This window comes from Azotobacter chroococcum (assembly GCF_002220155.1).
GTDB classification, from domain to species: domain Bacteria; phylum Pseudomonadota; class Gammaproteobacteria; order Pseudomonadales; family Pseudomonadaceae; genus Azotobacter; species Azotobacter chroococcum.
In genome coordinates this window covers 2,572,492-2,591,379 of the sequence record NZ_CP011835.1, presented here as the reverse complement: position 1 = coordinate 2,591,379, position 18,888 = coordinate 2,572,492, and the positions used below count along the sequence as shown (strand labels likewise).

The window sequence follows — 18,888 nt, the reverse complement described above, 5'->3', positions numbered from 1 at the left end:
TCCGCTTATTTCGATTGTGCGCCATTGGGGCCGATGTAGATCAGGCCGGTCAGGTGCCTGATTATCTTTCTGCAGGCTTTGCGCATGTAGAATGTCGCCCGATACGTCGAGTAACGGTAGTGGCAGGAATAGCGTTCGGCCGGAGGGCGGCGGAGGTGTTTTTCCCGGAAGGAAAAGTATTTGCTATTGCCGCGTGCGTTGTCGTCGCCCATGACGGTGAAGTTGAGGTTGTGCTTGAGTGCTATATAGTTGAAGGAAAGCTGGTCACGCCGGCTTCGATTGAGCACCATTTCCCACCAGGCGTTCATGGCCTGTTCCAGTGCTGCGGTCTTTTTTCTGAGCAGGACGTTGCTTTCAATCAGTCCATTGTTTTCCGGGTAGCCTTGTCTTTTCAGGAATTCGACTTGCTCCTTCACGGCATCGATGGAGTCCTTTTTGCGCCTCAGGCAGGCCATGGCCTCATCGTAGATGCAGTTCCTGGTCGGGTGCTTGAAGGTAACCAGGTCATGCTCGTCCAGCAGATTGAGCAGCTCATTGATGTTGCCTATTATGTCGATATTCCCATCTATCCATATGGTGTAGTCGTAACCGTCGAGGGCCGGATGTCCGATTATCTTGAGCTTTCTTGCTTTCCTGACGCTGTCCAGGTGCGAGTACTTGTCATCGAGAGGAATTATCTTCCAGAATCGGGAGCGGATATCGCAGTCGGTGAAAGCCAGGTAGTCGATGTTTTCTGCTGTGGACTTGTAGGTCGGCTCTTCGAGATGGTCGTAGCCTGCCGTTATGGCCGTATATATGGCTATTTTCTTGCGTATGGCTGTGCTGGTCTGGTCCATGTCGATTGGTTCTTGAAGTGGTATAAGGTTTTTCTCAGTCCGGCTTGAATCCCAGGCTTTTCAGTGTCTGGTGCAGAAGGGGGCTCACTCTGTTTCGGCACTTGCTCATGTGCTGTCGCACGTAGGCGCGTATGGGCGTGGTGTTTTTCTTGTACAGTGTGTTCTTCCACATGTCTTTCAGGGAGAACTCCTTTCTGATCAGCCTTGCATAGGAAGTCAGGAGATAACTGGATGTCTCGTCATAAATATCCTTGTTTCTTTCGCACAGCTCTTCGAGAGCTATATCCAGCGTGATGTTTCGGGATACTCGCAGTGCATCGACTTCATGATCGTGATGCATGATGTAAAGAGGCGTTCGCTCCCGATAGAATTTTCCCCCGTATCTGCTGCAAAGCCGCAGCCAGGTGTCCCAGTCCTGCAAGCGTCTGACGCCCTCCCTGAAGCCGCCGATGTTTTGCAGCCGAACCGTCCTGGTCAGTACCTGATTGGAGGCTAGGTTCTTGAAGAGCAGTTGCTGGAGCGTGAGTCGGCACTCTTCCGAGGCGTAGTACGGCTTGGCTTCCTGGTCGGACCTTTTGCTCAGGAAATTGCTGCAGACAAAAGCGTATTGGTCGTCCCAGACCTGGAGCAGGCGTTCAAGCCGCTCGGGGAGGAATTCATCGTCGTCATCCAGTCCGGTAATGAATTCACCGCGGGCGGCGAATATTCCCAGGTTGCGTGCACTGCAGGCACCACGGGGGTCTGGATTTCTGAAATAACGGATTTTGGGATCGTCTTCGGCCAGTTTCGAAATCCATCCGCAAGTTTTATCCGTGGAGCCATCATCGCATATCAATATTTCGTAATTTTCATAGGTCTGGTTAAGTACCGACCGCAAGGCGCGCTCGAGTTTTTCGGCCCTGTTGTGAGTCGGAATGTAAATGCTGACCAAGGGATTCGAGCGCATGCCTTGTAACCTTGACGAATTACGTCTTCGCCACTCAGCGGCCGATCGAGTAGTAGGTGATGCCTTTTCTCTGCAGGCGTCCCGGTTCGAACAGGTTGCGCCCGTCGAAGATCAGCGGCTGTCTGAGTTGCTGCCTGATGAACTCGAAGTCAGGGGCCTTGAAGGCCTGCCAGTCGGTGACGATGACCAGGGCGTCGGCATCCTTCAGGGCGGCTTCCTTGGTGCCGCACAGGGTCAGCTCGGTGCGGTTGCCATACAGGCGCTGGGCCTCCTCCATGGCTTCCGGATCGTAGGCCTGCACCCGGGCGCCAGCGTTCCAGAGCGCCTCCATCAGGGTGCGGCTGGGGGCTTCGCGCATGTCGTCGGTCCTGGGTTTGAAGCTCAGCCCCCAGATGGCGAAGGTCCGGCCCTGCAGGTCGCCCTCGAAGTGGTGGCTGATCTTCTTGTACAGGCTGGTCTTCTGTTCCTTGTTGCGCTGCGCCACCGCCCTCAGCAACTTGGCGTCGAAGTCGATGTTCTCCGCGGTGCGGATCAGCGCCTGCACGTCCTTGGGAAAGCAGGAGCCGCCATAGCCGGCGCCGGCGTAGATGAAGTCGTAGCCGATGCGCGGGTCGGAGCCGATGCCGCGGCGGACCAGTTCGATGTCCGCACCGAGCATCTCCGCCAGGCTGGCCATTTCGTTCATGAAGCTGATCTTGGTCGCCAGCATGCAGTTGGCGGCGTACTTGGTCAGTTCGGCGCTGTGCGGGTCCATGACGATGATCTTTTCATGGTTGCGGTTGAAGGGTGCGTACAACTCGCGCATCACCTCCTCGGCATCGCGGCTGGTGGTGCCGATGACGATGCGGTCGGGCCGCATGCAGTCGGCGACGGCCGAGCCCTCTTTGAGGAATTCGGGGTTGGACACCACCTCGAAGGTCAGTTCCTCGCGCCCCCGGCGGGCGAGGATCTCGGCGACGCGGGCGGCGACCCGGTCGGCGGTGCCCACCGGAACGGTGGACTTGTCGACGATGACCTGGTGGCGCTCCATGTGTTCGGCGATGGTTTCCGCCACGGCCAGCACGTAGCGCAGGTCGGCGGAGCCGTCTTCGTCGGCAGGCGTGCCCACGGCGATGAACTGTACCTCTCCGCGCCTGACACCCTCGGCGGCATCGGTGGTGAAGTTGAGGCGGCCGGCGGCATGGTTTTCCCGGACCAGCGTTTCCAGACCCGGCTCGTACAGGGGCACATGGCCCTGGCTCAGGCGCTCGATCTTTTCCTCGTCGATATCGACGCACAGCACGTCGTGACCCACTTCCGCCAGAACGGCGCTTTGCACCAGTCCGACGTAGCCGATTCCGAATACGGTGACTTTCATGGTTATCCTTCTCTTATATGCGTTGAATAGACCGGTGCCGTGCTTCCTTACGGTTCATGTTCATTGCCCGGGGTGTTTCGGAGTTGGGCTGATTACGAGTAATTCGATTGTTGGCGGATAATGTCTTTCAGTACGCTCTTCCATCCGGAGAAGTTGTTGTAATCGCCGCTTAGCCAGAGCTTCATTATCCTGGGGAAGCGTTTCAGCCGATTTTGGGTGTTGTTCTGGATTCTGGATTCCAGTGCGCTTATTCTTCGGTCCAGCTTCTGTATGGCTGCCGCTTGTCGTGACAATAGTCCCAGCGCTTTCAGGTTTTCCGTGCTTTCCTGCAGCCGCTTTCGGGTCCAGCATGTTCTTTTGAGTTCCCGGCGCCAGGCCGCAGTCTTGTCGGCAAGCCCATAGATCCTGATGGAGTCGAGTGAATTCATTTGTTCAGGTTTGCTGGCACGCCACTGGGATACATTCTTGTCGTGGCGGCGATAATACTGTTGCGGCGGCAGGCAAAGAGCCCGAACGTCAAGGGCCGAGGCCAGGTTGTGGATCCAGGTGTCATGGGCCGCGACTTCCGTAGGCATGGGAAGCACGATGGAAAGCCAGTCTCGGCGCAGGGCCGTGGCACACCCAGAGACATAGGTTTCGGCTCTGCAGCCAAGGGCGAGGATATTGCCCAACTGTGTCTGCCGAGAGGGAGTGAGATTTTCGTCAGTGATGATCATGTCGGTGTAAATGACGTAAATGTCCGGTCGAGCTGAAAACAGATTGGTCATCTCCAGGATTTTCGTATCGAACCAGTAGTCGTCCTGGTCGCTCAGGAAAATGAAGTCGCCGGTGCAAAGCGAAATGGCTTTCTCAAAGTTTTTCCTGTAGCCGAGTCGGTTCGGGTTTTGTTCGATTCTTACCTCGAATGGGGCGTTCTTTTGGAATTTGTGAAGAATCGCCATGGTCGAGTCGCTGGATCCATCGTCACATATCACAACTTCGTGAGGTGGTTTTTTCTGTCGGATAAAGCTATCCAGTTGTCCCGGCAGGTGTCGGGCACCATTGTAGGTAGCGATGGCAATTGAGATTTTCACGAAGAGTCGCTCTGTGTTTTTGCTGGATCAGGTGCGCGTGCCTTTGATTTTTCGGGTTTTCGACGGGTGACTGCGGCTTTGCAGGGCGCTCGGCCGCTCAGGCCGGAGGCGGTTTCTCGGGCCAGCCGAATCGGTCGCCCAATATCAGGTCCCATTCGGGTGGACTGAGTCTATAGCCGCCTCCACCCGGGGTGATGGTCAGTTCGCCGATGTATATTTTTCCATCGTATAGGTAGAAATCCACGCGCAGATAGCCGAAGGGGGCCGCCAGCCTTTTGGCGATGTCGAGCATTTCCGGTAGCTCTTTGGGCGGATCCAAGAGATGCGGGTCTGTGCTGGGTTTCTTTTCAATGCGATTGAAAGGGGCAACGGACCAGTCTTCGAGAAACAGATTCTGCGTTATTTTCTCAAATCGGCCTCTCATGACTTGAATGAATACAAATGGTGGTTTGCCGGGCTTGCTGTTGAATACGTTAAACTTGTAATCGTCTGGCGGCCTGCCATTGGAGAGCAAGGCCTTTTCAAAGATGATTTTCGGTTGGATGCCGGAATAATGTTTTTCTCGGGCCACTCTGGAAAAGTCCTTTTTCAGCCAGGCGTTGGCCATCTGGGCCAGTGCCTCCAGATCCTCCTTGTGCTTTTCGGTGACAATCTTGATTTGCCCGGAGCTGTGGTTGGCTTTCATCACGAAACTCTCGGGCAGCGTTTCGAGGGTTTTTACCGTAACCTGTTCACAGACGAGATAGCTGGGGACCAGATATTGGCTGCCCACGGTTTTTTCTATGTAGTCGCGGACGCTAACCTTGTCGGCCAAACTGGAAAATATAGGGCAGGGGTAGCGCATCCTATGGAAGATTTTCTCGGAAAAGCGCCTGGGCTCTTTGAAACTGCAAAACTTTCCATGGAGTATGAAATAGCGTCGCTGATAGAAGATCGGCTCGGGGAGGACCAGATCCAGGTATTTCTGGGCTTTCCTGTGAAAGAAGAGAACCTTGAGAGGAAGCACTTCCCTGATCGATGCTTTGAGGCTTGCCATTTTTCTAGCGTGCGTATTATGTATGTTGATCTTGAGCGGGGATTAGCCAGGCAGTTGATTGGCCAATTCGCCTCCAGGGGGGCTAGAGCAGTGAGAGTTCCGAGGGGAACTGAATTAAAGTAGTAGTTGTGATTAATGGTGCATTGCCATTTTGGCGTATGTCACGCCTGAGAGATTTTTGTCGTGGGTCTGACATGGATTCCGGGTAAGTAGCTTGAGGTGATGTTGGCCGCTTGGAAATATTGGAGCGGGATAATGCATCCTGTGGAATATTTTTTGGAGAAATAGTGTGGCTTTCTGGAGTTGCAGTATCTTCCATGCAGCCAGAAGTATAGGCGCTGATGGAAAGTGGCTCGGAAAGCGTTCTGTCCAAGAGTCTCTGTGCCCTGATGTCTGGCTTTCGGTCGGGCGTATTATCTTGGGGCGGATCTGTGCAGTTTATTTCAGCGATTCGGCAACTCAAGAGAATGCTCAATGCCTTCTTGCGGGGTCCGGCAGTGATTGCTTCAGTTTTTTGCATATGTTTCGAAGGACCCAGAAGGAAGGAACTGTGTAAATGGATTCCAATGCGCTGGATTGATAAACTCTATTGTTACCGGAGCAATATACCGGCTTGCTTGTTGCTTTTGCTATGGCGAGCGCCTGGTCTGGTTCGCTCTCAAAGAAAAAATCCAGTTTTGATTTGTTGTAGTGTTCGGCTTTGTGGTTGGCGTATATTTTATGTGATTCACGATGTCTATTGCTTGGCAGGTCCAGCATGATCAAGTGTTCGTATTTGATGTTATGCTCTTTTAGCCAGGTCTCGGTTTCCTTTCTATACTTTTCCAGCCGGCTACTGATGAGGGAATGAATTTTTCTCGATGGCAAGTTTAGCGGCTTGGCATTTGTCAGAAAGTGCATGTATTTTTCATCATCTTCACTTTGGCTTTTTGTTGGGTTTACGCACAGTGTGCCATCGATATCACTGCATGAGCCAGCTAATACATCGTGATGATAAATGTTCCACTCGAAAACCCGCGGACAGGCTACGTGCTCGAAATAAATGTCCACCTCTCTGGGAGTTGTCGAGGCGGAATAGACGGCCATTTTAATAAGTTTTTCCATGAGTTCGTCTGGCAATTGCTTGACGGCTGATCGCATGGATATGCCTGACATGATGCTGTCGTCCACCAGCAGGATTTTCTTCGCATCCCAGGCATGAGCCAAGTTATTGCTGGTTTTTCTCGTTCGGCCATTGACAGGTTTTTCATTCCTGCAGAGCGAGGCAAGGTCAAGGCAGTTCACATTCAAGTACAGGGCAATCATGTAGGCGGGGATCATGCCGCTTCTGGGAATACCGACTACTAGGTCGATTTCCCTGTCGTGCAGCTTGTGCATGTTCTTTCTGATGTCTTCGCTGAGGTCGGCGTAAGAGATGAAGTTCATACGGATGCTGGCCTTGCACGGGGTTCTTGGGAATTCAGGGGAACTCTCAAAAGCCTTGTGATGTCAGGAACTGCCGATCGGCCGGCGGCAAAGAGTCAGTCTGGTCATGGTTTCCCGTGTGCAGCAGGCGGCCATTTGCAAGTTCGTAGATGAAGTCGCAACCGCTCAGCGTCGAGGTACGGTGAGCGATGATCAGTACGGTCAGATCGCTTCCAAGATTGTTGATTGCATCCATCACATGGCTTTCGGTGAGGTTGTCCAGGGCGCTGGTGGCCTCGTCGAAGATCAGCACGTCGGCCTTCTTGTAGAGCGCGCGGGCGATGCCGATACGCTGGCGCTGGCCGCCGGACAGGCGCACGCCGCGTTCGCCGATCCGGGTGTCGTATTGGTCCGCCAGGCCTTCGATGAAGTCGGCGATATGCGCCTTGCCGGCCGCCTCGCGCAGGCGGTTCCAGTCCAGGTCGCGCCGTTCGACGCCGAAGGCGATGTTCTCGGCGATCGTGGTGTCGGACAGGTAGATACTCTGCGGCACATGGGCGATGTGGGCCTGCCAGTCGCGCCGGTTGGCCGGGGTCAGGGCGACGCCGTCGATGAGGATCTGGCCGCCGGTGGGTTCCAGCAGGCCCATGAGCAGGTCCAGGGTGGTGCTCTTGCCGCTGCCGGTCTTGCCGACGAAGCCGACGCGGCTGCCCTTGGCGATTTCCAGGTTCAGGTACCGGAGCACTTCGGGACCTTCGGGGGAATAGCGGAAGCAGATGTCCCGCAGCTCGATGCTCCGCTCGAAGGGTATTGGCCGTGGCGGTTCCCGTTTCAGGTACTCGGCGGGAATGGGTTGTGCGAGCAGATCCATTACATCCTCGATATTGCCCCGGCTGCCCATGATGGTCGCCCAGCAGTGATAGAGCTGCTGCATCTGCGGCAGCAGGCGCTGCGCGCCGATCGCCAGGGCGCCCAGTACCGGCAGGGCGGCGGCCAGGCCGCCCTCGCGCTGGCTGAGCCCGTAGGCCAGCACGGCGAGGGAGAGCATGCCGATGGCTTCGATCAGGTAGCGGGGCGCTCCACCGAGAAAGGCATTGGTCACCTGCGCCTTGCGCAGGTCGGCGTCGACCTTGCGAAAACGCTTGACATAGGGCGCCTGGGAGCCGTCGATGAGGATGTCGCGGATGCCGCCGAGACCTTCCTGTATGGCCTGCAGGCGAACATTGTGCGCCTGGGCGATGATCCGGCTGTTTTTCCGCAGCTTGCGCCGGGTACCCAGGCTGACCAGCAGGTACTGCAGGCCGAACAGCAGGCCGGCGGCGAGGGCGACTGCCGGGTCGATCAGGATCAGGGCGGTAAAGATCGCCAGCGTCATGAGGCTGGCGATCAGGGCGTTGATCAGCGGCATGAGCAGGCCGCCGACCACGCTCTGGACCTTGCCCATGCCGGCGATGATCTGGCTGGTATTGCGCGCCACATGGTAGCGGTAGGGCTGCAGCAGGGTGCGCCGGTAGACCTCGACGCCCAGGTCGTAACCGATGCCGTGGGTGGTCTTGCTGCTGGCCCAGGTCAGGGTGATGCGGATCAGCGCGGCGAGTACCGCCATCGAGCCGAACAGCAGGCTGGCGGGGAGCAGGATGTTCTCGTGTCGCCAGCCGACCAGGCTGAACAGCTGCTGCAGCAACGGATAGTCCTGCGCCTTCTCCGGATCGGCCAGCAGCGCGAGGAAGGGCAGCACGGCGCTGAAGGTCGCCAGTTCGGCCAGGATGCCGACCAGCATGAGCAGGATCAGGCCGAGCAGCTGGAGGCGTCGGCGCCTGGACAGATGGGCGTAGAGGCGTTCGAGGATATGGCGCAGCGAAGGGGCGGTATCGTGCATGGGCAAGGGCTTGCTCCGATGGTCAGGAGGTTGACTGGTGGAGGGCATTCACTGTCATCGTGCGGCCAGTTGCGTGTGCGGCCAGGACGAGCTGGGCGCCGGCGCGAGGTTCTGGGCGATGTACCAGGGCATGGCCTGGGCGATGCCGGCCTGCAGGTCGTATTGCGGGGCGTAGCCCAGCAGGCGCTGCGCCTTGCCGATGTCCGCCAGGGAGTGATGCACGTCGCCGGGGCGGAAGTCGCGGTAGCGCGGCGCCTTGGCGTAGCGCACGCCGTTTTTCGCCAGGCTCTGCTTCAGCTTCCGGAACAACTGTTCGAGGTCGGTGCGTTCGCCGACGGCGATGTTGTAGACCTGGTTGTGCGCTTCGGCTCCGGCGCAGGCGGCGAGCAGGTTGGCCTGCACGGCGTTGTCGACGTAGCAGAAGTCACGGCTGGTGCTGCCGTCGCCGTTGATGAACACCTCCTCGTCGCGCAGCATCGCCGCAATCCATTTCGGAATCACTGCGGCATAGGCACCCTCCGGGTCCTGGTGCCTGCCGAAGACGTTGAAGTAGCGCAGGCCGATGCAGGGCAACCCGTAGTTGCGGGCGAAGGTGTCGGCATACAGCTCGTTGACATACTTGGTCACGGCGTAGGGGGAGAGCGGTCTGCCGATCTGCTCCTCGACCTTGGGCAGGCCGGGGTGGTCGCCGTAGGTGGCGCTGCTGGCGGCGTAGGTGAAGCTCTTGACCCCGGCGTCGCGGGCGGCCACCAGCATGTTGAGGAAGCCGTCGACATTGCTGGCGTTGGTGGCGATGGGGTCTTCCAGCGAACGCGGCACCGAGCCGAGGGCCGCCTGGTGGAGGACGTGCTCGACCGGGCGGGGCGGGCTTCCCGTTGCGGCTGGCACGAAGATCAGCGCCTGGCGGCAGTCGTGCAGGTTGCGGATATCGCCGCGGATGAGCTGGAACCTGGCCCAGCGCTCGGGGGCGATCCGCTGGCGGACCTCTTCCAGGTTGCGCGGGTGGCCGGTGGCGAAGTTGTCCAGGCCCACCACGCACTGGTCGAGTCCGAGCAGGGTTTCCAGCAGGTTGGAGCCGATGAAGCCGGCCACCCCGGTGATCAGCCAGGTACTGGGGGCGTGCGGCAGCTCGAGGAACAGGCGTTGGTAGCGTGTCATAGGCGCAGGTCCGCTTCGTCGGGCTTGAGCAGGTACTTGAGGTCGTAGAGAACGTGGTCGGGCTTGCCGAAGCGGCGGATGCTCGGCGCGCCCATGCTGCGGAACTGGTGGTGGGCGACGGCGAGGATGATGCCGTCGTAGGCATTGGCCGGCGGAGCGCTCAGCGGCCTGATGTCGTAGGCTTTCTGGGCCTCGTCGGCATCGACCCAGGGATCGTAGACGTCGACCGAGATGTTGTACTGGCGCAGCTCCTGGATGATGTCGACGACGCGGGTGTTGCGCAGGTCGGGGCAGTTTTCCTTGAAGGTCAGGCCCATGACCAGGGCGCGTGCGCCGTCGATCTGGATGCGCCGCTTGAGCATGGCCTTGATCAGCTGGGACACCACGTAGCTGCCCATGCCGTCGTTCAGGCGCCGGCCGGCGAGGATGATCTCCGGGTGGTAGCCGATGGCTTCGGCCTTGTGGGTCAGGTAGTAGGGGTCGACGCCGATGCAGTGGCCGCCGACCAGGCCGGGACGGAACGGCAGGAAGTTCCATTTGGTGCCGGCCGCCTGGAGCACCGCCTCGGTGTCGATGCCCATGCGGTTGAAGATCACCGCCAGTTCGTTGATCAGGGCGATGTTGAGATCGCGCTGGGTGTTCTCGATGACCTTGGCCGCCTCGGCGATGCGGATGCTGCCGGCCCGGTAGGTGCCGGCGGTGATGATCTCCCGGTACAGCGCGTCGACCAGTTCGGCCACCTCGGGGGTGGAGCCGGAGGTGATCTTGCGGATGCCGGTGATGCGGTGTTCCTTGTCGCCGGGGTTGATCCGTTCCGGGCTGTAGCCGGCGTAGAAGTCGCGGTTGAACACCAGGCCGGAGACTCGCTCCAGCACGGGCACGCAGCCTTCCTCGGTGGCGCCGGGGTAGACGGTGGACTCGTAGACGACGATGTCGCCCGGCTTCAGCACCTGGCCGATGGTTTCCGAGGCGCGGATCAGGGGCGTCAGGTCGGGCTTCTTGTGCGCATCGATCGGTGTCGGCACGGTGACGATGTAGAAGTTGCATTCGGCCAGGCTGGCGATGTCGGCGCTGTAGCGGAGCTGGCGAGCCTCCGGCAGTTCGTGGTCGTCGACCTCCAGTGTGCGGTCGTGGCCGGCCTCGAGGGCGGCGATGCGCGTGCTGTCGATGTCGAAGCCGACGACCGGCCGGCGCTTGCCGAATTCGACCGCGAGCGGCAGGCCCACGTAGCCGAGGCCGATGATGGCGAGTTTCAGGTCTTCCAGGTTGTGCATGGCGGTGCCCGTGGCGGTCGGCTGGGAGGGGGCTCGATCCGGAAGCGGCTCGAGCGGAGGGCTGTGCTCAGGCGTTGTCCGGCTTGTACTCGTAGTGGTAGTAGGCGGCGTGGCCGTAGCCGTAGGTGGCGGCACGCTTTTCCATTCCGTTGAAGATGGCGCCCTTGATCTCGATGCCGTTCTGCGCGAAGCGCCCGACGGTCAGCTCGATCTCGCGGGCGGAACTCACGCCGAAGCGGGCCACGATCAGGGTGGTGGCCGCCTGCCGGCCGACGATGGCGGCATCGGTGACGGCCAGCAGCGGCGGGGTGTCGAGGATGACCAGATCGTGGCTCGCGCTGGCCTGCTGGAGGACGGCGCTGAAGTTGGGATGCATCAGCAGTTCGGACGGATTCGGCGGAATCTGTCCCCGCGACAGCAGGAACAGGCCTTCGACCGGGGTCGGGCGGATCGCGTCGGCCAGGTCGCAGCGTCCGTCCAGCAGGTCGGACAGTCCCGTGCCGGCCTCTTCCATGCCCAGCAGTCTGTGCAGCTGGCCCTTGCGCATGTCCACGTCGACCAGCAGCACGCGCTTGCCGGTCTGGGCGACGACGGCGGCCAGGTTGGCGCAGACGAAGCTCTTGCCCGCCTGCGGGCCTGGGCCGGAGATGGCCAGGCGGTTGTCCTGCGCGCCGAGCATGATGAAGTGCAGGCTGGTCCGCAGGCTGCGCAGGGCTTCCACCGCCGGATCGTGCGGCTGGCCGAGGGCGAGCAGCGGGGAGACCTGGGCGGGACTGCCGGCTGCCCGGCGGCGCCGGGACTTGAAGTGCGCCTGGTGTTCGCTGAAGGGCACCGCCGCGTATACCGGCAGGCCCAGCTGCTCGATGGCCTCCGGGGTCTCCAGACCCGGGTTGAGCAGCTTGCGCAGCAGCACGACGCCGATCGCCAGCAGCGCCCCGACCAGCGTGGCGACCACCAGGATGAAGGTCTTGTCGGGAGCGACCGGTCCGCCGTCGGTGACCGCCTGGTCGACGATGCGCACGTTGCCGACGGTGGCGGCGCGGACCAGGTCGATTTCCTGGGCCCTGTTCAGCAGCTGGGTGTAGATCGCGGTACCGACCTGGACATCCCGCGACAGGCGTAGGAGTGCCTGCTGGGTTTCCGGCAGGCCCTGCATCCGCCTGGCGATCTCGTTCTTGCGCTGGGTCAGGCCTTGGATCTGCATCAACAGGGTCTTGTAGGCCGGATGCTCGGGGGTGAACCGGCGGTCGAGTTCGGCCTGCTGCATCCTCAGCTCGGAGATGCGGGTTTCCAGGCTCACGGCCTGGTTGAGCACGCTGCCAGTTTCCATGCCGATGTCGACGGAGCCGTGGCGCTTGCGGTAGTCGTTCAGCGCGTCTTCGGCCTTTTCCAGATCGCGGCGCACCTCCGGCAGCTGGGTGCGCAGAAACTCCAGGCTGCCATCGACCTCGGCGGACATGCGCTCGATGTTCTGGCGGACGAAAAGGCGGCTGATTTCATCCACTACCCGGCTGGCATGCCGGGGGTCGGGATGGTTCATGGCCACGGTGATCAGACCGGTGTCGCCACCCACTTCGGTGAGCTGCAGCGCCCCCCGGTAGGTGCGGATGGTGCTCAGCCGGCTCCCCTTGCTCAGGGTGAAGCGGGTGCCCGGCCGCGCCTGCAGTTCATGGATCTGCAGGCGGATGCCCTGCTGGTCGATGGCTTCGCCGACCCGGCCCTGGAGCAGTGGTCTGCCCTCGCCGTCCTGCAGGTTGAAGGCGCCGTTGTCTGCTGCCGTCAGTACCAGGCGCTTGCCCGCCCACTGCGGGTCGACGTCGAAGCGGAGGACTTCGATCTTCTCGCCACCCCAGGCGTATTCCTCCAGGCCGAGGAATGGCTCCGCCAGGCCCGGGCCACGATGGCGGCGGGCGAGATAGTCGCCGATCAGCGGAAAGCGCTGGGGAGTGGCCCGTACATCGAGATGCAGGTTGTCGACCGCCTGGCCGATCACGCTGCGCGAGCGCAGCAGTTCGATTTCCGTTCTGGCGCTGGAGGTCTGGGCGTTGACGTCGCCGCCCATCTCCAGTCCGGGGACGGTACCGCTCTTCTTCTCGATCTGGACCAGGGCCGTGGTGCGGTAGATGGGCGTGGCGGACATGCCGTAGAGAGCGCCGCCCAGGCAGAACAGGGCGGTCACGCCGATGATCGGCCATTTGTGGTCGAGCAGGGCGCCGAGCAGTTTGCGCAGGTCGATGCCGGCATCCTCGTGCTCCTGCTGATGGGGGGCGGAAGTGGGGTACATGATGGGTTTCCCTGGAGGAGGCGCTCCGGCTGTCAGTGACCCAGGCGCACGGTCCATGCCTCGACGGCCGTGCGGATCTGTCGGTAGGCCTGTTCGAAGGCTGTGCGGTCCCGGCGGAACGGGTCCTGGATTTCCAGCTCGCCCTGCCACTTGCCGAGCAGGAAGGTCTTGCCGCGCGCTTCGGGGGCGATCCGGTAGATGCCGTCGATATGGCGGTGCTCCATGGCCAGCACCAGATCGGCCTGGTGCAGCATGCTGCGCTCCAGCTGGCAGGCCCTGTGTAGCGGAGGACGATGCCGGTGTTCGAGGAGTACCGCGCGGGTGGTGGGCTCCATCGGCAGGCCGACCTGCGCCGCCAGACCGGCAGAGCCGATCTTCATGTTCCGCTTGTCGCGGGAAAGCGCCTCGCTCATCAATGCCTGGGCACAGGGACTTCGGCATATATTGCCGATGCAGACGATCAGTATCCGTTCGAGCACTTTATAGGCTTCCAAAGTTGTGGCGCTGGGGCATGAAATTTAAGCGTGGACAGGTTATGCCGCTGCCCTGAATATTCGGAGCAGACTTGTCATCAAAGAGGCGTTCGGAACTTCCTGAAGCAGGTGCGCAGAAGAGTTGCAAGCTCTTGCATGGCTGCGATCGATTCGTCCTCTTCGGGTACGCTACCGCCCCAGGATTTGGCGTCGGCCTCCTGAAGACGAGTACATGGCCATTTCGGGACGTGCGGACAGCGGTGCACCGCCTCGTTCAGGCCTGCGTTCGGTACTTCGATCATGGTCATCGCCGGAACTCTTGCTCGGCACTTAATCCACCGTGCGAACAACAGCAGGGTACTTCGTGGATTACTTTTATATTTATAATTTTACTATGGTTATTCCTGTTTGTTGTTTAGTGTCAGCTTAATAGTGTCTTGCTAAACCACAGCAGCATATCCAGTCAGAAGTTGCAAAGTGTAGTTCAGGTTTTTTGGAGGGCTTTCTTGGCTGGCTGCTGGCCGATAAGTGGTCGATGTCGGTGGGAAAGGCAGAAATTCCAGCATTATTTTGATGTCGTTTGGTCAGTTCGAATGAACTTTTTCTGCAACTATCAAGTTGGCTACGGTTACATCGGTGGGAATGGCTTCACTCTCGTCTGACCGACAACAATAAGTGCTTCGCTTGTGTTCCAGGTTCGGCTACCGGGAACTCCTCGGAAAGCGAGGCGCCGTTCGAGCGACATCGATGACCGCTCATTGGATGGGCGGAAGCTGCGCCTGATGGTGCGAGGGGCTGGTTCACGGGAAATTTCCGGACGGGAAGGCAGTTCTTCGGAAAAGGCTCAAGGCGCACCGGACGCATGGATGTGCCGTCGTGCGCTGCGGGCCAGGCGGGCGCCGAGCAGGAGGGCGGCGCAACTCAGGCCGATCACCATGCCCTGCCAGAGTCCGCGCGGGCCGCTGGGTTCGCCGAGCCAGTCGGTCAGGCCGAGGCAATAGCCGATCGGCAGGCCGATGCCCCAGTAGGCGAGCAGGGTGATCAGCATGATCGCGCGGGTGTCCTGGTAGCCGCGCAGGGCGCCGGCGGCGGTCACCTGGATGGCGTCGGAGAACTGGAAGAGCGCGGAATAGAGGAGCAGGCCGCCGGCGATGGTGATCACCGCCGGGTCGCGGCTATAGATGTGCGGGATCTGCTCGCGCAGCAGCAGCATGGCGCCGGCCGCCAGGGCGGCGAAGCCCAGCGCGCTGGCCATTCCGGCGCCGGCGCTGAAGCGGGCGTCGCGGGGGCTGCCACGGCCCAGGGCATGGCCGACGCGGACGCTGACCGCCATGCCCAGGGAGTAGGGGATCATGAACACCAGACCGGAGAAGTTCAGGGCGATCTGGTGCCCGGCGACCACCTTGGCGCCCAGGCCGCCGATCAGCAGGGCGATCACCGAGAAGATGCTCGCCTCGGCAAACACCGCCACGCCGATCGGCAGCCCGATCCCCAGCAGGCGGCGGATGACCGGCCAGTGCGGTCGGTCGAAGCGGCCGAACAGCCGGCTCGGCTGGTAGCACGGCGCCCGCCGGGTCCAGAAGAGCATGGCCAGCAGCATGAAGATCATCACCAGGGCAGTTGCCCAGCCGCAGCCGACCCCGCCCATGGCCGGCAGGCCGAACTTGCCGTGGATGAAGATGTAGTTGGCGGGGATGTTCAGCAGCAGGCCGGCGATGCCGATCAGCATGCTCGGCCGGGTATGGCCCAGGCCGTCGCTGAAGCAGCGCAGCACGTGATACAGCGCCACGGCCGGGATACCGCAGGCGACTGCACGCAGGTAGCCCATGGTCGGCCCGATCAGGGTGGGTTCGACCTGCATCAGGTGCAATACGGGGTCGGCGTTCCAGAGCAGGAGGGCGGCAGCGCTGCCGACGGCCAGGGCCAGCCACAGCGCCTGGCGGACCAGCGGGCCGGTTTCCGGCTGCCGGCCGGCACCGTGAAGGTGGGCGACCTTGGGCGTGGTGGCCAACAGGATGCCGGTGGTCAGCAGGTAGGTGGGTACCCAGAGCGAGTTGCCGAGGGCGACCGCGGCGAGGTCGGCAGGCCCGACCCGGCCGGCCATCAGGGTGTCGACGAGGCCCATGGCGATGTGCGCCAGCTGCGCGACGATGATCGGCAGGGCGAGGCTGGCGAGGGTGCGCAGTTCGCGGCGCAGCCGCTGCAGGCGCGGTTCGCGTGGCATGTCCGGTATTCGCTGGTGCGGGAGGGCGGCTAGTCTACGCGCTGAAGGGATTGCGGGAAATGCGCGATGCCCCGCGGCCAGTCGCCCTTTGCCCTAGAATGAGCCTCCTTGAAAGGAGCCTGCCATGCGAATCCTCGCCGACGAAAACATTCCCCTGATTGATGCCTTCTTTTCCGCCTTCGGCGAGATCCGCCAGTTGCCCGGGCGCGCCATCGAGCGCGCGGCGCTGGCGGATGCCGAGGTGCTGCTGGTGCGCTCGGTCACCCGGGTCGATGCTGGCCTGCTGGAGGGCAGAGGGGTGCGTTTCGTCGGCACCTGCACCATCGGCACGGACCATCTGGATCTCGATTATCTACGCCAGCGCGGGATTGCCTGGGCCAGTGCGCCGGGTTGCAATGCCCGCGGCGTGGTCGATTACGTGCTGGGCAGTCTGTTCAGTCTGGCCGAGCGGCAGGGCGTCGATCTGGCCTCCCGCTGCTATGGGGTGATCGGTGCCGGCCAGGTCGGCGGACGGCTGGTCGAGGTGCTGCGTGGGCTGGGCTGGCGCGTGCTGGTGTGCGACCCGCTGCGCCAGGCGGTCGAGGAGGGCGACTTCGTCGATCTGCCCACCGTCCTGCGCGAGTGCGATGTGCTGAGCCTGCACACGCCGCTGACCCGCGAGGGGGCGCATCCGACCTGGCACCTGCTTGGCCGCGAGCAGCTGGCGCAGCTGCGGCCGGGCAGCTGGCTGATCAACGCCAGCCGCGGCGCGGTGGTCGACAACCGGGCGCTGCGCGAGGTGCTCGCAGCCCGCAGCGATCTGCAGGCGGTGCTGGATGTCTGGGAAGGCGAGCCACAGGTGGATGTCGCTCTGGCCGGGCTTTGCCACATCGCCACGCCGCACATCGCCGGTTACAGCCTGGACGGCAAGCTGCGCGGCACGGCACAGGTCTACCGGGCCTTCTGCGAACATCTGGGCGTGCCGCCGAGTGTGCAGCTGGACGAGCTGCTGCCGCCGCCCTGGCTCTACGAGCTGGGGCTGGATAGCGGCGCCGATCCGGCGTGGGCGCTGGCGATGCTTTGCCGGGCCGTGTACGACCCACGCCGCGACGACGCCGATTTCCGGCGCAGCCTGGGGGGCGACGAACTGGCCCGAAGCAGCGCCTTCGATGCCCTGCGCAAGCACTATCCGCCGCGCCGGGAAATCGATGGGTTGCGCGTGCGGCTGAGCGGTGAGGCCCCGCTGTTGCGGCAACTGGTGCGGGCGCTGGGGGCCTTGCAGGTCTAGGCGTCAGTCATCCGGCTCGCGGGAGGCTGTCGGAGGTTGGCGCGGAGCCGCTACCCAGTTCCTGTCCAGAAGGCGGCAGGCCTTCTGGATCATGCCTTCGGTGATGGGGATTTCCCGACCCTGCTCGTCGATGAGCGCGCCGCCGCTGGGCTGGCGGGGGCGCGGTCGGGTGGAGTGACGCTGGGGGTTGTGCTGGTGCGGGCTCATGGTGATCGGTCTCCCCTCCGTTGATGAGCTGCACTCTGCAGTTTAGCCGGCTGGCATGGTGCGAGGGGCGGCGAGCCTGCCTGCTGCGCGTAGTGGCTGGCGCGGGGGAAAGGATCATGAGGCTGTGCCGGGGCAGGGTGAGTTGCTGCTGCGGCTCGTTCGTCCCCTGGAGTTCCGGCCGGTGCTCCAGGGGCCGTTTCGGTCAGCGGTATTCGCAGAGATAGGCCGTATCCGTGGCGACCTTCAGCTGGAACTTGCTGTTGGCCGGGACGGTGAACTGGCTGCCGGCCGGGAAGGTTTCCCATTGCTCGCTGCCCGGCAGCTTGACGGTCAGGGCGCCGGCGATCACGTGCATGATCTCCAGCTGGCTGGTGCCGAATTCGTATTCGCCTGCTGCCATCACGCCGATGGTGGCCGGGCCTTGGCTCATGCTGAAAGCGATGGATTTGACGGTGCCGTCGAAGTACTCGTTGACCTTGAACATGCTTGAATCCTCAGGAAAGGGTGAGAAAAGGCCCGCAAGTATGCATAAGGCGTTTTGCCGCGTCATCCGCTTTGCGCGTGGGGCAGGGCTGCCAGTGGCAGCAGGCGGGCAGTGTTGCGGGCATCTTCCAGAGCCCGGTGCTGCTGACCCTGAAAGCTCATGCCGGCGAGCTGCAGGGCGGCCTTCAGGCCGACCGCACGCTTCAGCTGGCGAGTATCGGCGAAACGCTGTTTCAGATTGATATGAGGCGCTGTCGCCAGGCTGCTGGCCAGGCCATGGCGGCGCCATTCCTGCTCCAGTTGCCGGCGGTCGTAGTCGCCCCAGCTGGTCCAGCCTGCCAGGCGTGGGCGGTGGGGGGCGAGCCAATGCTCGAACTGCTCCCAGACCAGGGACAACGGGGCGGCGGTGTCGATGTCGGACTGGGCGATGTGCGTGAGTTCGCGGCAGAAGGCGGTCAGGCAGGGGCGGCGCAACGGGCGCACGAAGCGCTTGAAGTGATCCAGTTCATGGCCCTCTCTGTCCACCAGACTGGCACCGATTTCGACGATTTCCATGTCTTTCACCGGCCAGCCTCCCTCGTCTGTCGTGGCTTCCAGATCGATCACCAACCACTTGTCCATGGGCAACTCCTGAGCTCCGTGCGGGGGCGCCTGCCTTGCTGGCGGCTGTAGTGGTTCAGTGTAACCTCTCCCCGAACCCGTACCGGGCCAACGGATGGGGCGCCGGCCACGAGCCGCATGGTTGCAGAGTCGGTCAGCTGCGAAGGTTGACCCAGGGCTTGCTGTTCAGGGTACGCAGATGGCCGTACCAGGCAAAAGTCATGAAGATGTTCGAAAGACTGAGCAGCAGCGCAGTTTGCAGCCAGACTGGCATGAGACGGAACTCCGGAACAGGAGCGAGCGGGCGAATGGTCAAGAAGCGGGAGAGGATATCTGCTGGGATGGGCTTAGCGATTCGTCAGGTCCGGCGGTAGGATACTCGACCTT

General features: G+C 61.7%; 17 protein-coding genes and 1 pseudogene. 1 reads left to right on the top strand and 17 read right to left on the bottom strand.

Annotation, left to right across the window (positions count from 1 at the left end):
• Window positions 1–5 precede the first annotated feature (5 nt).
• The 13 genes from ACG10_RS11795 to ACG10_RS11740 all read right to left on the bottom strand — a co-directional run bounded on the left by ACG10_RS11795 (window position 6) and on the right by ACG10_RS11740 (window position 15,944).
• Window positions 6–836 carry a glycosyltransferase domain-containing protein gene (locus ACG10_RS11795; RefSeq protein ID WP_089168361.1) on the bottom strand — a complete coding sequence of 277 codons (831 nt, stop codon included), beginning with the start codon at window positions 834–836 and terminating at the stop codon, window positions 6–8.
• A 34-nt stretch (window positions 837–870) separates the two neighbouring features.
• Window positions 871–1,782, bottom strand: coding sequence for a glycosyltransferase family 2 protein (locus ACG10_RS11790; RefSeq protein ID WP_089168360.1), 912 nt, complete (start codon window positions 1,780–1,782; stop codon window positions 871–873).
• A gap of 34 nt (window positions 1,783–1,816) precedes the next feature.
• Window positions 1,817–3,139: a UDP-glucose dehydrogenase family protein gene (locus ACG10_RS11785; RefSeq protein WP_089168359.1), complete on the bottom strand. Its 1,323-nt coding sequence runs from the start codon at window positions 3,137–3,139 to the stop codon at window positions 1,817–1,819.
• A 92-nt stretch (window positions 3,140–3,231) separates the two neighbouring features.
• A complete protein-coding gene (locus tag ACG10_RS11780; RefSeq protein WP_089168358.1) occupies window positions 3,232–4,212 on the bottom strand; it encodes a glycosyltransferase in 981 nt (326 codons plus the stop codon).
• Between the two features lie 97 nt (window positions 4,213–4,309).
• Window positions 4,310–5,248: an ATP-grasp fold amidoligase family protein gene (locus ACG10_RS11775; protein WP_089168357.1), complete on the bottom strand. Its 939-nt coding sequence runs from the start codon at window positions 5,246–5,248 to the stop codon at window positions 4,310–4,312.
• A 471-nt stretch (window positions 5,249–5,719) separates the two neighbouring features.
• Complete coding sequence (locus ACG10_RS11770; RefSeq protein WP_232487093.1) at window positions 5,720–6,625, bottom strand: phosphoribosyltransferase family protein; 906 nt, start codon at window positions 6,623–6,625, stop codon at window positions 5,720–5,722.
• 94 nt (window positions 6,626–6,719) lie between these two features.
• Window positions 6,720–8,531: an ABC transporter ATP-binding protein gene (locus ACG10_RS11765; RefSeq protein WP_089168355.1), complete on the bottom strand. Its 1,812-nt coding sequence runs from the start codon at window positions 8,529–8,531 to the stop codon at window positions 6,720–6,722.
• 54 nt (window positions 8,532–8,585) lie between these two features.
• Complete coding sequence (locus tag ACG10_RS11760; RefSeq protein ID WP_089168354.1) at window positions 8,586–9,689, bottom strand: NAD-dependent epimerase/dehydratase family protein; 1,104 nt, start codon at window positions 9,687–9,689, stop codon at window positions 8,586–8,588.
• Window positions 9,686–10,963, bottom strand: coding sequence for a Vi polysaccharide biosynthesis UDP-N-acetylglucosamine C-6 dehydrogenase TviB (tviB, locus tag ACG10_RS11755; protein ID WP_089168353.1), 1,278 nt, complete (start codon window positions 10,961–10,963; stop codon window positions 9,686–9,688). The genes ACG10_RS11760 and tviB overlap by 4 nt, the downstream gene beginning before the upstream one ends.
• 67 nt (window positions 10,964–11,030) lie before the next feature.
• Complete coding sequence (locus tag ACG10_RS11750; RefSeq protein WP_089168352.1) at window positions 11,031–13,247, bottom strand: polysaccharide biosynthesis tyrosine autokinase; 2,217 nt, start codon at window positions 13,245–13,247, stop codon at window positions 11,031–11,033.
• A gap of 32 nt (window positions 13,248–13,279) precedes the next feature.
• Window positions 13,280–13,726, bottom strand: a complete 447-nt coding sequence (locus ACG10_RS11745) for a low molecular weight protein-tyrosine-phosphatase (protein ID WP_089168351.1) — start codon at window positions 13,724–13,726, stop codon at window positions 13,280–13,282.
• Window positions 13,727–13,818: 92 nt separating this feature from the next.
• Complete coding sequence (locus ACG10_RS23705) at window positions 13,819–14,028, bottom strand: hypothetical protein (RefSeq protein WP_157731438.1); 210 nt, start codon at window positions 14,026–14,028, stop codon at window positions 13,819–13,821.
• A 536-nt stretch (window positions 14,029–14,564) separates the two neighbouring features.
• Window positions 14,565–15,944: an MATE family efflux transporter gene (locus ACG10_RS11740; protein WP_089168350.1), complete on the bottom strand. Its 1,380-nt coding sequence runs from the start codon at window positions 15,942–15,944 to the stop codon at window positions 14,565–14,567.
• A gap of 124 nt (window positions 15,945–16,068) precedes the next feature.
• Between ACG10_RS11740 and pdxB the strand changes: the two genes are divergently transcribed.
• Window positions 16,069–17,211, top strand: a complete 1,143-nt coding sequence (gene pdxB / locus ACG10_RS11735; protein ID WP_089168349.1) for a 4-phosphoerythronate dehydrogenase PdxB — start codon at window positions 16,069–16,071, stop codon at window positions 17,209–17,211.
• Between the two features lie 3 nt (window positions 17,212–17,214).
• Here the strand turns inward: pdxB and ACG10_RS24435 are convergent, their stop codons facing one another.
• The 4 genes and pseudogenes from ACG10_RS24435 to ACG10_RS23700 all read right to left on the bottom strand — a co-directional run.
• Window positions 17,215–17,418, bottom strand: coding sequence for a PA1571 family protein (locus ACG10_RS24435; RefSeq protein ID WP_089168348.1), 204 nt, complete (start codon window positions 17,416–17,418; stop codon window positions 17,215–17,217).
• Window positions 17,419–17,620: 202 nt separating this feature from the next.
• Complete coding sequence (gene ppnP, locus ACG10_RS11725) at window positions 17,621–17,902, bottom strand: pyrimidine/purine nucleoside phosphorylase (protein WP_089168347.1); 282 nt, start codon at window positions 17,900–17,902, stop codon at window positions 17,621–17,623.
• Window positions 17,903–17,964: 62 nt separating this feature from the next.
• Window positions 17,965–18,522 (bottom strand): exonuclease domain-containing protein, encoded by a 558-nt coding sequence (locus tag ACG10_RS11720; RefSeq protein ID WP_089168346.1) that lies wholly within the window; start codon window positions 18,520–18,522, stop codon window positions 17,965–17,967.
• A 148-nt stretch (window positions 18,523–18,670) separates the two neighbouring features.
• A pseudogene (locus tag ACG10_RS23700) lies at window positions 18,671–18,775 on the bottom strand (DMT family protein); the annotation flags it as partial.
• Window positions 18,776–18,888 lie beyond the last annotated feature (113 nt).